Raw genomic sequence first — 14,326 nt, forward strand, 5'->3', positions numbered from 1 at the left:
ACGCGCGACGACCGCCGAGGCCGCCACGGCGGTCAGAGCCCGGCGGCCGCGCGGAGCTCCTCGACGCGGTCGAGGCGCTCCCACGTGAAGTCGGGGAGCTCGCGTCCGAAGTGGCCATACGCGGCGGTCTGGGCGTAGATGGGCCGCAGCAGGTCGAGGTCGGCGATGATCGCCGCGGGCCTGAGGTCGAAGACCTCGCGGATGGCGCGGGTGATGACCTCGTCGGACACCACACCCGTCCCGAACGTCTCGACGTAGAGGCCGACCGGCGCGGCGGCGCCGATGGCGTAGGCGACCTGCACCTCCAGGCGCTCGGCGAGGCCGGCGGCCACCGCGTTCTTCGCCACCCAGCGCATCGCGTAGGCGGCCGAGCGGTCGACCTTCGACGGGTCCTTGCCGCTGAAGGCGCCGCCGCCGTGTCGGCTCGCACCGCCGTAGGTGTCGACGATGATCTTGCGGCCGGTGAGACCCGCGTCGCCCTGGGGGCCGCCGATCTCGAACTTCCCGGTCGGGTTGATGAGCGTGCGCATCGCGCTGCGGTCGAGCTCGATGCCACGCTCCTCCGCCGCGTCGAAGACGGGCACGATCACCGACTCGAGCACGTCGGCGCGCAGCTGCGACAGCTCGACGGCCGGCGAGTGCTGTGTCGACAGCACGACGGTGTCGAGCGTGCGGGGCACGGTGCCCTCGTACCCGATGGTGACCTGCGTCTTGCCGTCGGGGCGGAGGAAGTCGAGGACGCCCTCCTTGCGCACCAGGGCCAGGCGCTCCGAGAGCCGGTGCGCGAGCCAGATGGGCAGCGGCATGAGTGTGGGGGTCTCGGTGGTGGCGTAGCCGAACATGATGCCCTGGTCGCCGGCGCCCTGCTTGTCGATGGCGTCGACGCTGTCGCCCTCGCGTGCCTCGAAGGCGTTGTCGACGCCCTGGGCGATGTCGGGCGACTGGCCTCCGATCGAGACGGAAACGCCGCAGGAGCGTCCGTCGAACCAGACGTCGGACGAGGTGTATCCGATCGAGGTCACCTTGTCGCGGACGATCGCGGGGATCTCGACGTATCCGCTCGTCGTCACCTCGCCCGCCACGTGCACGAGCCCCGTCGTGACGAGCGTCTCGACGGCGACGCGGCTGTGGGGGTCGACGGTGAGCAGCGCGTCGAGGATGCTGTCGCTGATCTGGTCGCAGATCTTGTCGGGGTGCCCCTCGGTGACGGATTCGGACGTGAAGAGCCGCAGATCGGTCATCGTTCTCCTGTCAGTGTGTGCCCGAGGCTGTCCGGGCGTCTGCTCGCCGTCAGAGGGACGGCCGGGGCAGGGATCCTGCGAGTGCGTCGATGATGGCATCCGCCACCGACGCCTTGGTCCCCGAGGACTCGACGACTATATCGCCGGCCCGCGACAGCAGGACGACCTCGGTCGTCTCGCGCCCGAACACCTCGTCCCAGCCCACGCGGTTGGCGACGATGAAGTCGCAGCGCTTGCGGGCGAGCTTCTCCCGGGCCAGCGCGAGGAGGGCGTCGCGATCGGGAGCGGTCTCGGCGGCGAAGCCCACGATGACGCTCGGATCGTCGGGGCTGCGAGAGGAGACGAGTCCGGCGAGCACGTCGGGGTTCTGCACGAGCTCGAGGACGAGACCGTCGTCGGCCGAGCGCTTCTTGATCTTCTGCTCGGACACCTCGGCGGGCCGGTAGTCGGCCACGGCGGCGGCCATGACCACGAGATCGGCCCTGTGGGAGGCGGCGATCACCGCCTCCTGGAGGTCCGCCGCGGTCTCGACACGGACGAGATCCACCCCGGCGGGGGCGGGCACCTCGAGGTGCGCGGCCACCAGGACCACCTCCGCGCCCCGGTCGCGCGCGGCCCGGGCGAGCTCCACGCCCTGTCGACCGCTCGAGCGGTTGCCGAGGAAGCGCACCGGATCGAGCGGCTCCCGCGTGCCACCGGCGGTCACGACGACGCGGCGGCCGGAGAGCGAGCCGGAGCGGCCGGCGACGGCCAGCGCGGCGGCGACGATCTCGTCGGGCTCGGCCATCCTGCCGGGCCCGGAGTCCGTCCCGGTGAGCTGTCCGGATGCGGGCCCCACGATCGTCACGCCACGGGAGCGGAGCGTCGCCACGTTCGCCTGTGTGGCCGCGTTCTGCCACATCTCGGTGTGCATCGCCGGGGCCACGACGACCGGAGCCGTGCTCGCGAGGACGGTGGTGCCCAGCAGGTCGTCGGACAGGCCGGCGGTGAGGCGGGCCAGCGACGCGGCGGTCGCCGGGGCGATCACGATCAGGTCGGCGGCCTGCCCGAGAGCGACGTGCCGCACCGCGGCGACGTCGTCGTACAGGTCGGCGGACACCGGGTTGCGCGAGATCGCCTCGAGCGTCGGGCGTCCGACGAAGCGCAGTGCGGCCTCGGTGGGCACGACGTGGACGTCATGCCCGGCCAGCACGAGCGAGCGGACGACGCCGACCGCCTTGTAGGCGGCGATCCCCCCGGTGATCCCTACGACGATGTTCACGTGTCGAGCGTACCGGCGGGGAGCCGGGCCGAGGTCACTCGGTGGGAGCGACCGGCTTCACGACGAGCTTGTCCTCGTTGATCTCGTGGAGCGCGACCGAGAGGGGCTTGTCGTCGATGGTGGAGTCGACGAGCGGGCCGACGTTGTCGAACAGGCTGCCCTCGTGGAGGTCGGCGTAGTAGTCGTTGATCTGACGGGCGCGCTTGGACGCGAAGATCACGAGCGCGTACTTGGAGTCGACGCGCGAGAGGAGCTCGTCGATCGGCGGGTCGATGATGCCCTGGTTGTTCGCCATGGTCAGTTCTCCTTGGTGCGGTATGAGGCGGCGACGGGGGTGCCCGCGCCGGAGGCATTCATCAATTCTACGACCTCGGCGGCCGCGGTCTGCACGTCGGTGTTCACGACACGGTGATCGAACTCGCCCTGGGCGGCGAGCTCCACCCTCGCAGTGCGCAGCCGGCGCTCCTGCTCCTCGGCGCTCTCCGTGCCCCGCCCGATGAGTCGCCGGACCAGCTCGTCCCAGGTCGGCGGGAGGAGGAACACCAGCACCGCCGAGGGTTCGGAGGCCTTGACCTGGCGAGCCCCCTGGATGTCGATCTCGAGCAGGACGCTCCGGCCCTCGGCGAGGGCGGCCTCGATCGGAGCCCGTGGGGTCCCGTAGCGGCTGTGGTTGTGCACCACGGCCCACTCGAGGAACTCCCCCGCCTCGACCATGCGGTCGAACTCGGCGTCGTCGATGAAGTAGTAGCTCACCCCGTCGACCTCGCCCGGGCGCGGAGCGCGGGTGGTGGCGGAGATGGAGAGACACACCTCGGGATGGTTCTCGCGGATGTACGTCGACACCGTCCCCTTCCCCACCGCGGTGGGCCCGGCGAGCACCACGAGGGTCGACGACGTCGGAGCGGGCACCATGGGCGCACGGCGATCGAGGAACTCGCGCAGACGCACCTGCTGGTGCACGCCGAGCCCTGACAGCCGCTTGGTCGGGGAGATGCCGAGCTCCTCCATGATCCGCGCCACACGGACCGGGCCGAGCCCCGGGATGGCGAGCAGCAGGTCCCGCACCTTCATGGTGCTCTCGATGCTCTCGGTGCTGGCCAGTGCGACCTCGAGCACGGACTGCGCCGAGATCCGGCGCTCGTTCACCGCCCGCTTGACGCTCGCCCGTGCCTGGCGGGCGGCCACGGCCGCGCGCGACGCCGCGATCCGGTCGACCTCGGGCGGGTTCACGCCGTCGCCTCCGCGACCGCGGCGACCTCCGACTCGATGGCGCTCCCGATCCCGGCCGGGCCGGCCCCGAGCACCGACCGCGACACGCTCACGACCGTGTTCCCGGCGAGCCTGCCGAACACGGAGGGGATGTCGTCGAATCGTGCACCCTGCACACCGTACCCGGGCGCGAGCACGGGAGTCGAGTCGAGCTCTCCGCCGGCGCTGTCGAGGCCGTAGTCGACCAGTCGCTTGGTGGCGCCGATCACCAGACCGAACGAACCGAGGCGGCCGGACCGTGCCGCGTCCGCGTTATGCTCGGACACTCCGAGCGCGATGCGATGGGCCACCGTGTCGCCGCTCCCGGTCACCGCGGTCTGCACCGGAGCCGACTCCGGGTTCGAGGTCGCCGCGAGCACGAACAGGCCCTTGCCGGCGGCCCTGGCGGTGTCGATCATCCCCGACAGTGCTCCGACTCCCGTGTAGGCGGTGACGGTGAGCGCATCGACCTCGAGCGGCGACCCCGGCGTCAGCCACGCCGACCCATAGCCGTCGTTCGTCGACCCGATGTCGCCCCGCTTCGCATCGCCGATGACGAGCAGGCCAGCGTCGCGGGCATCCGACAGCACCCGCTCGAGCGCGGCGAACCCGGCAGAGGCGAGCGCCTCGAAGAACGCCACCTGAGGCTTCACGAGGCGGACCCTCCCCGCGGCGGCCTCGACGACCGTCCGTCCGAACCGTTCGAGGCCTCGGGCGTCGCGATCGAGGCCCCAGGCGTCGAGCAGGTACGGATGCGGGTCGATGCCGATGCACAGCCGCGACCGGTCGAACGCCTCGGCCAACCGGGATCCGAACGGGATCGCCGGAGCGGTCATGCGCGGGCCGCCCGCTGCAGGGCGTACTCCTGCAGACTCGTCACCTCGAAGCCGTCGCTCAGCGCGTCGAACGACGCCACCGCGGCCGAGAGCTCGGCCATGGTGGTGAAGAGCGGCTTGTCGGCCGCCACCGCCGCGGCGCGGATCTCGTAGCCGTCGACGCGTGCCGAGCGTCCGGAGGGGGTGTTGATGACGATGTCGACCGCGTTCTCGTTGATCAGGTCGACGATGGTCTTCTCGCCCTGACCGCCCTCGAAGTGCTTCGGCACGATGCGGGCGCGGATGCCGTTGCGGTTCAGCACCTCGGCCGTGCCCGAGGTGGCGAGGATGTCGAAGCCGAGCTGCTGCAGACGGAGCACCGGGAGCACGATGGCGCGCTTGTCGCGGTCGGAGACCGACACGAAGACCGTCCCCGACTGCGGCATGCCGCCGTACGCGGCGTCCTGGCTCTTCGCGAAGGCCCTCGGGAAGTCCTTGTCGATGCCCATGACCTCGCCGGTCGAGCGCATCTCCGGGCCGAGCACGGAGTCGACGATGAGACCCTCTCGCGTGCGGAACCGCTTGAACGGCAGCACCGCCTCCTTCACCGAGACGGGCGAGTCGAGCGGGACGCGCGATCCGTCGACCTCGGGGAGCAGGCCCTCCGCCTTGAGCGAGGCGATCGTCTCGCCGACCATCAGGCGCGATGCGGCCTTGGCGAGCGGGATGCCCAGCGCCTTCGACACGAACGGCACCGTGCGGGATGCACGCGGGTTCGCCTCGAGCACGTAGAGCACGCCCGCGCCGATCGCGAACTGGACGTTGAGCAGGCCCTGCACGCCGATCCCGCGCGCGATGGCCAGCGTGGCCTCCCGGACCTGGTCGATCTGCGCACGACCGAGCGTGACGGGCGGCAGGGTGCAGCTCGAGTCGCCGGAGTGGATGCCGGCCTCCTCGATGTGCTCCATGATGCCGCCGATGTACAGCTCGTGGCCGTCGTAGAGGGCGTCGACGTCGATCTCGATGGCGTCGTCGAGGAAGCGGTCGACGAGGAGCGGAGTCGACGAGTCGACCACGACCTGACCGTCGATGCGGCCGAAGTAGTCGGCCAGCGACGGCTGGTCGTAGACGATCTCCATGCCCCGGCCGCCCAGCACGTAGGACGGGCGGACGAGCACGGGGAAGCCGATATCGTTCGCGACGGCGACGGCGCTGGCGTGGTCGTACGCGGTGCCGTTCCGCGGCGCGACGAGCCCGGCGTCGGCGAGGATGCCCGCGAACAGCCCGCGCTCCTCCGCGAGGTCGATCGCCGACGGCGTGGTGCCGAGGATCGGGACCCCCGCCTCCTCAAGCCCCTTCGCGAGCCCGAGGGCGGTCTGGCCGCCTAGCTGCACGACGACGCCGACCAGCTCGCCCGACTGCGACTCGGCGTGGATGACCTCGAGGACGTCCTCGAGGGTCAGCGGCTCGAAGTAGAGCCGGTCGCTGGTGTCGTAGTCGGTCGAGACCGTCTCGGGGTTGCAGTTGATCATGATCGTCTCGAACCCCGCCGCCGAGAGGGCGAACGATGCGTGCACGCAGGAGTAGTCGAACTCCACGCCCTGACCGATCCGGTTCGGGCCGGAGCCGAGGATGACGACCTTGCGGGCGTCGCTCGGCTCGACCTCGCTCTCGAGGTCGTAGCTCGAGTAGTGGTACGGCGTCAGCGCGGGGAACTCCCCCGCGCAGGTGTCGACGGTCTTGTAGACGGGCCGGATGCCGAGGATGTGACGGACCTCGCGGACGTCCTTCTCGCCGAACCCGCGCAGCGACGCGATCTGCGCATCCGAGAACCCGTGGTCCTTGGCCAGGCGGAACATCGCGGTGTCGGCGTTCTCCGACTGGGCGATCTCCTCGGCGACCTCGTTGATGAGCGCGATCTGGTCGATGAACCAGGGGTCGATCTTGGTGGCCTCGAAGACCTCCTCAGGCGTCGCTCCGGCGCGGAGCGCCTGCTGCACCGTGACGATGCGGCCGTCGGTGGGCGTCGCGGCGATCGCGAGCAACTCCTCCTTCGACTGCGACAGCGGTTCCCAGTGGAACGAGGAGCCGCGCTTCTCGAGGGAGCGCAGCGACTTCTGCAGCGCCTGGGTGAAGTTGCGGCCGATCGCCATGGCCTCGCCGACGCTCTTCATCGTGGTGGTGAGCGTCGGGTCGGCGGCGGGGAACTTCTCGAACGCGAACCGGGGCACCTTCACCACGACGTAGTCGAGGGTGGGCTCGAAGGAGGCCGGGGTGACCTTCGTGATGTCGTTCGGGATCTCGTCGAGGCGGTAGCCGATGGCGAGCTTCGCAGCGATCTTGGCGATCGGGAAGCCGGTGGCCTTCGAGGCCAGCGCCGACGACCGCGAGACGCGCGGGTTCATCTCGATCACGATGATGCGGCCGTTGGAGGGGTCGACGGCGAACTGGATGTTGCAGCCGCCCGTGTCGACGCCCACCCGGCGGATGATCTCGATGCCGATGTCGCGCAGCTTCTGGTACTCGCGGTCGGTGAGCGTGAGCGCCGGGGCGACGGTGATGGAGTCGCCGGTGTGGACGCCGACCGGGTCGACGTTCTCGATCGAGCAGACGACCACCGTGTTGTCGGCGGTGTCGCGCATGAGCTCGAGCTCGTACTCCTTCCAGCCGAGGATCGACTCCTCGAGGAGCACCTCGTGGGTCGGGCTCTGGTGGATCCCGTCACCGGCGATCCGACGCAGGTCGTCGGGGGTGTAGGCGAAGCCCGAGCCGAGTCCGCCCATGGTGAACGACGGACGGACGACGAGTGGATACCCGAGGTCCTCGGCGTACTCGAGGGCCTGCTCGACCGTGGTGGCGATGTAGGAGCGCGCGACGTCGGCACCCGACTCGACCACGAGCTCCTTGAAGATCTGACGGTCCTCGCCCCGGTTGATGGCGTCGAAGTCGGCGCCGATGAGCTCGACGTCGTACTTCTCGAGGATCCCGCGCTTGTGCAGCTGGATGGCCGCGTTGAGCGCGGTCTGGCCGCCCAGCGTCGGCAGCACCGCATCCGGGCGCTCCTTCGCGATGATCGCCTCGATCACCTCGGGGGTGATGGGCTCGACGTAGGTGGCGTCGGCGAAGTCGGGGTCGGTCATGATCGTCGCCGGGTTCGAGTTGACGAGGATGACGCGGACGCCCTCCTCGCGCAGCACGCGGCAGGCCTGCGTGCCGGAGTAGTCGAACTCGACGGCCTGGCCGATGACGATCGGGCCGGAGCCGATGACGAGGACGCTCTGGATGTCTTCCCTGCGGGGCATTACTCGGACTCTCCTTCGGCGGTCGCCTGGGCGGCGGAGCTCGTGCGGGCGACGATCATGTCGCGGAAGCGGTCGAACAGGTACATGGAGTCGTGCGGGCCAGCGGCCGCCTCGGGGTGGTACTGGACCGAGAACGCGTCGATGTCGAGGCAGCGGAGGCCCTCCACGACGTCGTCGTTGAGGCTCACGTGGCTGACCTCGACCCGGCCGAACCCGGCGGGCGACTCGACGACGCCCTCGCGCGGGGCGTCGACCGCGAACCCGTGGTTCTGGCTGGTGATCTCGACGCGGCCGGTGACACGGTCGAGCACGGGCTGGTTGATGCCGCGGTGGCCGAAGGGCAGCTTGTAGGTGTCGAACCCGAGGGCGCGTCCCAGCAGCTGGTTGCCGAAGCAGATGCCGAAGAACGGCGTGCCCGACCGCAGCGAGGTCTGCAGGAGCTCCACGTGCGCCTCGGAGGCCTCGGGGTCGCCGGGACCGTTGCTGTAGAACAGGGCGTCGGGGGCGAGCTCGACGAGCTGCTCCCCCGTCACCGTCTCGGGCAGGACGACCACGTCGAAGCCGCGCTCGGCCAGGTAGTTGACCGTCGACGTCTTCACCCCGAGATCGAGGACGGCCACCGTCCCGATGCGCTCCCCCTGCGCGGGCACGGTGTACTGCTCCTTCGTCGACACGGCGGAGGACAGGTTCTGGCCCGCCATCTCGACGCCGGAGCGGACGGCCGCCAGCTGCTCGGTCTGGCTGAGCTCGTACTCGTCGCCGGAGAAGATCCCGGCGCGCATCGCCCCGAAGGAGCGGATGTGGCGGGTCACGGCGCGTGTATCGATGCCGCTGATGCCGACCACGCCGTCCTTCTCGAGGTCGTCGTCGAGACTGCGCTGCGCGCGGAAGTTGGAGACGACACGGGAGGGATCACGCACGACGTACCCGGCGACCCAGATGCGGGTCGACTCCATGTCCTCGTCGTTGACCCCCGTGTTGCCGATGTGGGGTGCGGTCTGCAGGACGATCTGGCCGGCGTAGGAGGGGTCGGTGAGGGTCTCCTGGTAGCCGGTCATGCCGGTGGCGAAGACCGCCTCGCCGAGAGTGCGCCCGCGGGCGCCGTAGGCGCGACCCTCGTAGCGTCGGCCGTCCTCCAGCACGAGCACGGCGGGTTCGGCACGACTGAGCAGCCTGGTCACGAGGCGGTTCCTTCCTGTTGCGGGGCGAGGGCGCCGAGAGCGCGGAGCAGGCGCGGGGCCACTCCGTCCTCGGTGGCGCGGAGATAGCTCTCGACGTCGGCAGGGCCGTCGGTCGAGGAGATGGTCCAGTCGAGGCGCACCAGACCACCGGGCTCGACCACGCGGTCGATCGCCCAGGTCGAGGTGCCGACGGAGCGGAGGTAGGCCTTCGCGATGAAGGTCTCACGCTCCCCGTCGGGTTGGATCGAGACGCCGGTCTCGTACACGGTCACGATCGCGCGGGCGCGGAACGCCAGCCCGGGGATCGTGAGCCGGTCGAGCGGGTCACCGGCACGGGTGGTGGCCACGTAGAGCACCGACGCGCTCTCGACCACCGCGCCCCGGGACTGCGGGGCCGAGGTGGTGACGGCGAAGGCGGCCTGCCGGCGCTTCCGCGCACGCCAAGCGAGCACCATCGCGGCGAGCAGCGCGACCGCGAGGACGGCCACCAGGGCCGCGGGCAGCAGACGGCTCATGAGAACGCCTCCGTGTACGCGGTCGCGGCCTCCGCCGTCTCCGTCACGTCGGCGAGCACCCCATCGCGCAGCGTCGGGTATCCGCGGTGGAACGTCCAGCGCACGCTGCCCGACAGCGTGGCCCCGAGGTAGGGCGAGTTGGTGCTGCGGCCGTGCAGGCGGTCGAGTTCGAAGGTGCTGGAGGCGGCGGGATCGACGAGCGTGAGGTTCGCCGCCGAGCCGGGCTCGAACGCGTGGCTGTGGCCGGCGAGGCGGCCGATCCGGGCGGGCTCGGTCGACAGGATGCGCGCGACGTCCGCCCATCCGATGAGGCCGGTGTCGACGAGCGCCGTCTGCACGACGGGGAGCGCGGACTCGAGCCCGACCATCCCGAAGGATGCGGCATCCCACTCGCACTCCTTGCTCTCCTGCGGATGCGGGGCGTGGTCGGTGGCGACGATGTCGATCGTGCCGTCCGCGACGCCTTCGCGGAGGGCCCGGACGTCCTCATCGCGACGCAGCGGCGGGTTCACCTTGTACCGGGCGTCGTAGCTGCGGACGAGCTCCTCGGTGAGCAGGAGGTGGTGCGGTGTGGCCTCGGCGGTGACGGCGATGCCGCGGGCCTTGGCCCAGCGAACCACGTCGACGGAGCCGGCGGTGGAGAGGTGGCAGACGTGCAGGCGCGCGCCGACGTGCTCCGCGAGCAGGACGTCGCGGGCGATGATCGACTCCTCGGCCACCGCAGGCCAGCCCTTGAGGCCGAGCTCGCTCGAGAGCGCGCTCTCGTTCATCTGCGCGCCCTCGGTCAGCCGGGGGTCCTGGGCGTGCTGCGCGACGACGCCGTCGAAGGTCGAGACGTACTCGAGGGCGCGGCGCATGAGCAGCGAGTCGTGCACGCACTTCCCGTCGTCGGAGAAGACCCGCACGGCGGCACGGGATCGTGCCATCGCACCGATCTCGCTGAGCGTCTGGCCGGCGAGCCCCACCGTCACGGCTCCGATCGGACGCACCGTGGCGTACCCGGCGGCATCGCCCAGCGACTTCACCTGCTCGACCACTCCCGCGGTGTCGGCGACCGGCAGCGTGTTCGCCATCGCGAACACCGCGGTGAAGCCGCCCGCGGCGGCGGCCCGGGTACCGGTGAGCACGGTCTCGCTCTGCTCGTAGCCGGGCTCGCGGAGGTGGGTGTGCAGGTCGACGAGGCCCGGGAGCGCGACGAGACCCGAGGCGTCGACGACCGTCGCGCCCGCGGCATCCGCGTCGGGGATGCGACCCACGGCGGCGATCGTGCCCGCCGCGACGAGGATGTCGGCACCGCTGCCGTCGGGCAGCGTGGCGCCGCTGATCAGGTACCTCACACGACCTCCCGTTCGCCGGACAGCAGCAGGTACAGCACGGCCATCCGGATCGACACCCCGTTGGCCACCTGCTCCAGCACGGTGGACCGCTCGGAGTCCGCGGCTCGCGCCGAGATCTCCAGGCCCCTGTTCATGGGGCCCGGGTGCATCACAATCGTATCTTCCGGGAGGCTGAGCAGACGCTCGTCGTGCAGGCCCCACTCACGCGCGTACTCCCGGGCGTTCGGGAAGTAGGCGGCGTTCATCCGCTCGGCCTGGATGCGGAGCATCATCACGACGTCTGGCCGCGTCGCGAGGGTGGCGTCGAGGTCGTGGCTGATCGCCGTCGGCCAGCCGCCCGCCCCCAACGGGATGAGCGTCGCGGGAGCGACGAAGGTGACCTCGGCGCCGAGCGTGCGCAGCAGCCACAGGTTCGACCGGGCCACGCGCGAGTGCAGGATGTCGCCCACGATGACGACCCGGACCCCGTCGAGGCCCCGGCCGCGGCTGGCGTCGCCGTGCAGGCGCCGACGCATGGTGAAGGCGTCGAGGAGCGCCTGCGTCGGGTGCTCGTGCGTGCCGTCTCCGGCGTTGACGATGGGGGCGTCGATCCAGTCGCTCTGCGCGAGCACCTGCGGCGCGCCGGAGGCGTGATGACGGATGACCACGGCCTCCGCGCCCATGGCGCCCAGCGTCTGCGCGGTGTCCTTCAGGCCCTCGCCCTTCGACACGCTGGAGCCCTTGGCGCTGAAGTTGATGACGTCGGCCGAGAGCCGCTTCGCGGCCGCCTCGAACGAGATCCGGGTGCGGGTGGAGTCCTCGAAGAAGAGGTTCACCACCGTGCGGCCGCGGAGGGTGGGGAGTCGCTTGACCTCACGGGTCTGGACGTCGGCCATGTCCTCGGCCACGTCGAGGATGCGGATGGCCTCGTCGCGAGACAGGTCCTTGGTGGAGAGCAGGTGCCTCATCCCTCGATCGTCACCTCCTCGGCGCCGTCGACCTCGGCGAGGCGGACGTTGATGCGCTCCTGACGGCTCGTCGGCAGGTTCTTGCCCACGAAGTCGGCGCGGATGGGCAGCTCTCGGTGACCTCGGTCGACCAGCACCGCGAGCCGGACGGCCCGGGGTCGCCCGATGTCCTGCAGCGCGTCGAGCGCGGCGCGGACGGTGCGGCCGGAGTAGAGCACGTCGTCCACCAGTACGACCGTGCGACCGTCGATCCCGCGGGAGGGCACCCGGGTCGGAGAGGGGGTGCGGATGGGCTGCCGCGCGAGGTCGTCGCGGTACATCGTGACGTCGAGCGCGCCGACCATGTCGGCGACGGAGGGGCCGCTCGGCTCGATGCTCGAGATCAGCTCGCCGATCCGGCGGGCCAGCAGCACTCCCCTGGTCGGGATGCCGAGGACGACGAGGTCGTCGGACCCGCGATCGGACTCGAGGATCTCGTGCGAGATGCGGGTCAACGCTCGGGTGATGTCAGGCTTCTGCAGCACGGTGCGCGCCGTCAAGCCGACCTCCTTCCCCGCCTCACAGGACGGCTCTTAAAGGATGTCTACGGCGTCAAGCCTAGCAGCGACATGACGGCCTCACGATTACACGAGGTATCCTCAGTGCATGGAAGAGCCGATCCTTCTCGCCTACACCCAGAGGTGGCGCCAGCGGCTCTCGGCGCTGAACGCCGTCGAAGTACCCGCGCTGGACGACCTGCGCCCTGTCGCCAGGGAGATGGCAGGGAACTACCTGACGATGGATCTTCGACAGCGCGCGGCCACCGTGGACATGGTGCAAGAACATCGTCAGGTAGCTCGACGGTGGCCCCGGCTCATCATCGAACGTCTTGAGGAGGGTCTCGCCGAGGACGATCCGCACCAGTTCGATCTCGCGCTGGCGCTCATCGCGTTGTTCGACCTACCCGCAGCGGGTCCTGGCTTCCTCAGTCAGATGATCCCGATGCGACAAGAGATGAAGAGCCGAGGCGTGGACGTCGCGCAGTTGTTCGACCGTGCTGTGAAGATCGCGGTGCCGCATGATGTCTCACCGGGCGCCTTGGGCCCTGTCCCCGAGGGTGCGCACGGTCTCTTCCTCGCGCTCGGATCGTCATGGGATAGAGCCCCGGAGCCCCCACCGCCGTTGACACCCTCAGAGATCGACAGTCTCTTCGAGCGGTGGTCGATCGAGTTCGACGACATCGAGTCGGGTTGCTGGGACCCTCCTGGGAGGGTGGCTCCGATCGTATCCGAGATCGATTCCCGCCTGGACGAACTCGATGGGTCGCGTCGCGATCGCCTGGTGGAGCTCATCAATGCTCGCCCAGCCGTCAGGGAGGCCTTCCTGACGGTCCGGTCGGTCATCGAGCGCAGTAGACATGTCGGTGGTGAGGAGAGGCTCCTCGCCACCTTGCGCGCTGTCCTCGACTGAACACGCCGGGGTCAGACGGACTGGGCGATCTTGCCCAGGACGCCGTTGACGAAGCCCGAGGAGTCGTCGGTGGAGAGCAGGCCCGCGGCCTCGACGGCCTCGGAGATGGCGACCGACGCCGGCACCTCGTCGTTGAACATGATCTCCCAGACCGCGATGCGGAGCAGGCCCCGGTCGACGGCGGGCATGCGGGCGAGGGTCCAGCCCTGCGCGTAGGTCTCGATCGTCTCGTCGATCTCGGCCTGGTGGTCGATCACGCCGTCGACGATGTCGCGGGCGTAGAGCCAGGACGACTCGCGCTGGGGCTCGGAGACCGCTCGCGCCGCTTCAGCGGCGAGAGCCTCGGAGACCGGGATCTGCCGCACGTCGGCGGCGTACAGGATGTCGAGGGCTCGCTTGCGGGCCTTCGTACGTGCGCTCATCCGTCAGTCGTTGACGCGGCCGAGGTAGTCACCCGAGCGCGTGTCGACCTTGACCTTCGTGCCGGTCTCGAGGAACAGCGGCACCTGGATCTGGTAGCCGGTCTCGACGGTCGCCGGCTTGGTTCCGCCGGTGGAGCGGTCGCCCTGGAGGCCGGGCTCGGTGTACGTGATCTCGAGCACGACGGAGGCAGGCAGGTCGAGGTACAGGGGCGTGCCGTCGTTCAGCGCGATCGTCACGTTCTGGTTCTCGAGCATGAAGTTCGCGGCGTCGCCCACCACGGCCTCGGAGACCGTGATCTGGTCGTAGTCGCTCGTGTCCATGAACACGAAGTCGTTGCCGTCGCGGTAGAGGTACTGGTAGTCGCGGCGGTCGACGTTCGCGGTGTCGATCTTGGCGCCGGCGTTGAACGTGCGGTCGACGACCTTGCCGGTGACGACGTTCTTGATCTTGGTGCGCACGAAGGCGCCGCCCTTGCCCGGCTTCACGTGCTGGAACTCGATGACGTTCCAGAGCTGCCCGTCGATCGAGAGCACTGTGCCGTTCTTGATGTCGTTGGTGGAGGCCATGAAGGGGTGAATCCGTTCCGAAGTGTGAGGCGCGGCCGACC

Annotated in this window: 14 protein-coding genes; 1 reads left to right on the top strand and 13 read right to left on the bottom strand. The window is 70.1% G+C overall.

All coding sequences use genetic code 11. The features are described 5' to 3' along the window. Nucleotides 1-32: 32 nt before the first annotated feature. Genes metK through pyrR form a run of 11 tightly spaced genes read right to left on the bottom strand, consistent with a single transcriptional unit; the run spans nucleotide 33 to nucleotide 12,386 of the window. The gene (gene metK / locus IEX69_RS02375; protein WP_085019536.1) at nucleotides 33-1,241 is read right to left on the bottom strand and encodes a methionine adenosyltransferase; all 1,209 of its coding nucleotides are present in this window, start codon (nucleotides 1,239-1,241) and stop codon (nucleotides 33-35) included. Between the two features lie 49 nt (nucleotides 1,242-1,290). Further along, nucleotides 1,291-2,502: a bifunctional phosphopantothenoylcysteine decarboxylase/phosphopantothenate--cysteine ligase CoaBC gene (gene coaBC / locus IEX69_RS02380; protein WP_085019537.1), complete on the bottom strand. Its 1,212-nt coding sequence runs from the start codon at nucleotides 2,500-2,502 to the stop codon at nucleotides 1,291-1,293. Nucleotides 2,503-2,536: 34 nt separating this feature from the next. After that, on the bottom strand, nucleotides 2,537-2,797 hold the full coding sequence (rpoZ, locus tag IEX69_RS02385; protein ID WP_085019538.1) for a DNA-directed RNA polymerase subunit omega: 261 nt from the start codon (nucleotides 2,795-2,797) through the stop codon (nucleotides 2,537-2,539). A gap of 2 nt (nucleotides 2,798-2,799) precedes the next feature. Further along, on the bottom strand, nucleotides 2,800-3,732 hold the full coding sequence (gene gmk / locus IEX69_RS02390) for a guanylate kinase (RefSeq protein ID WP_229756208.1): 933 nt from the start codon (nucleotides 3,730-3,732) through the stop codon (nucleotides 2,800-2,802). Then, the gene (pyrF, locus tag IEX69_RS02395; RefSeq protein ID WP_085019539.1) at nucleotides 3,729-4,586 is read right to left on the bottom strand and encodes an orotidine-5'-phosphate decarboxylase; all 858 of its coding nucleotides are present in this window, start codon (nucleotides 4,584-4,586) and stop codon (nucleotides 3,729-3,731) included. The genes gmk and pyrF overlap by 4 nt, the downstream gene beginning before the upstream one ends. Next, nucleotides 4,583-7,867 carry a carbamoyl-phosphate synthase large subunit gene (gene carB / locus IEX69_RS02400; RefSeq protein WP_085019540.1) on the bottom strand — a complete coding sequence of 1,095 codons (3,285 nt, stop codon included), beginning with the start codon at nucleotides 7,865-7,867 and terminating at the stop codon, nucleotides 4,583-4,585. Before carB ends, pyrF begins: the two co-directional genes overlap by 4 nt. Continuing rightward, nucleotides 7,867-9,048: a glutamine-hydrolyzing carbamoyl-phosphate synthase small subunit gene (gene carA, locus IEX69_RS02405; RefSeq protein WP_229756209.1), complete on the bottom strand. Its 1,182-nt coding sequence runs from the start codon at nucleotides 9,046-9,048 to the stop codon at nucleotides 7,867-7,869. The genes carB and carA overlap by 1 nt, the downstream gene beginning before the upstream one ends. After that, nucleotides 9,045-9,563 (bottom strand): PH-like domain-containing protein, encoded by a 519-nt coding sequence (locus IEX69_RS02410; RefSeq protein WP_085019541.1) that lies wholly within the window; start codon nucleotides 9,561-9,563, stop codon nucleotides 9,045-9,047. Before IEX69_RS02410 ends, carA begins: the two co-directional genes overlap by 4 nt. Continuing rightward, the gene (locus tag IEX69_RS02415; RefSeq protein WP_085019542.1) at nucleotides 9,560-10,900 is read right to left on the bottom strand and encodes a dihydroorotase; all 1,341 of its coding nucleotides are present in this window, start codon (nucleotides 10,898-10,900) and stop codon (nucleotides 9,560-9,562) included. The genes IEX69_RS02410 and IEX69_RS02415 overlap by 4 nt, the downstream gene beginning before the upstream one ends. Continuing rightward, nucleotides 10,897-11,847 carry an aspartate carbamoyltransferase catalytic subunit gene (locus IEX69_RS02420; protein WP_085019543.1) on the bottom strand — a complete coding sequence of 317 codons (951 nt, stop codon included), beginning with the start codon at nucleotides 11,845-11,847 and terminating at the stop codon, nucleotides 10,897-10,899. Before IEX69_RS02420 ends, IEX69_RS02415 begins: the two co-directional genes overlap by 4 nt. Further along, on the bottom strand, nucleotides 11,844-12,386 hold the full coding sequence (pyrR, locus tag IEX69_RS02425) for a bifunctional pyr operon transcriptional regulator/uracil phosphoribosyltransferase PyrR (protein WP_085019544.1): 543 nt from the start codon (nucleotides 12,384-12,386) through the stop codon (nucleotides 11,844-11,846). Before pyrR ends, IEX69_RS02420 begins: the two co-directional genes overlap by 4 nt. A 106-nt stretch (nucleotides 12,387-12,492) precedes the next feature. On the opposite strand from pyrR, the gene IEX69_RS02430 reads away from it, so the two are divergent. Further along, a complete protein-coding gene (locus tag IEX69_RS02430; RefSeq protein WP_085019545.1) occupies nucleotides 12,493-13,296 on the top strand; it encodes a hypothetical protein in 804 nt (267 codons plus the stop codon). Nucleotides 13,297-13,307: 11 nt separating this feature from the next. On the opposite strand, the gene nusB is transcribed toward IEX69_RS02430, so the two are convergent. Together nusB and efp are read right to left on the bottom strand one after the other, a co-directional pair. Beyond that, the gene (gene nusB / locus IEX69_RS02435) at nucleotides 13,308-13,718 is read right to left on the bottom strand and encodes a transcription antitermination factor NusB (protein ID WP_085019546.1); all 411 of its coding nucleotides are present in this window, start codon (nucleotides 13,716-13,718) and stop codon (nucleotides 13,308-13,310) included. A gap of 3 nt (nucleotides 13,719-13,721) precedes the next feature. Then, on the bottom strand, nucleotides 13,722-14,285 hold the full coding sequence (gene efp, locus IEX69_RS02440) for an elongation factor P (RefSeq protein ID WP_085019547.1): 564 nt from the start codon (nucleotides 14,283-14,285) through the stop codon (nucleotides 13,722-13,724). Nucleotides 14,286-14,326 lie beyond the last annotated feature (41 nt).

Origin of the sequence: Cnuibacter physcomitrellae (genome assembly GCF_014640535.1) — a bacterium.
Lineage (GTDB): Bacteria > Actinomycetota > Actinomycetes > Actinomycetales > Microbacteriaceae > Cnuibacter > Cnuibacter physcomitrellae.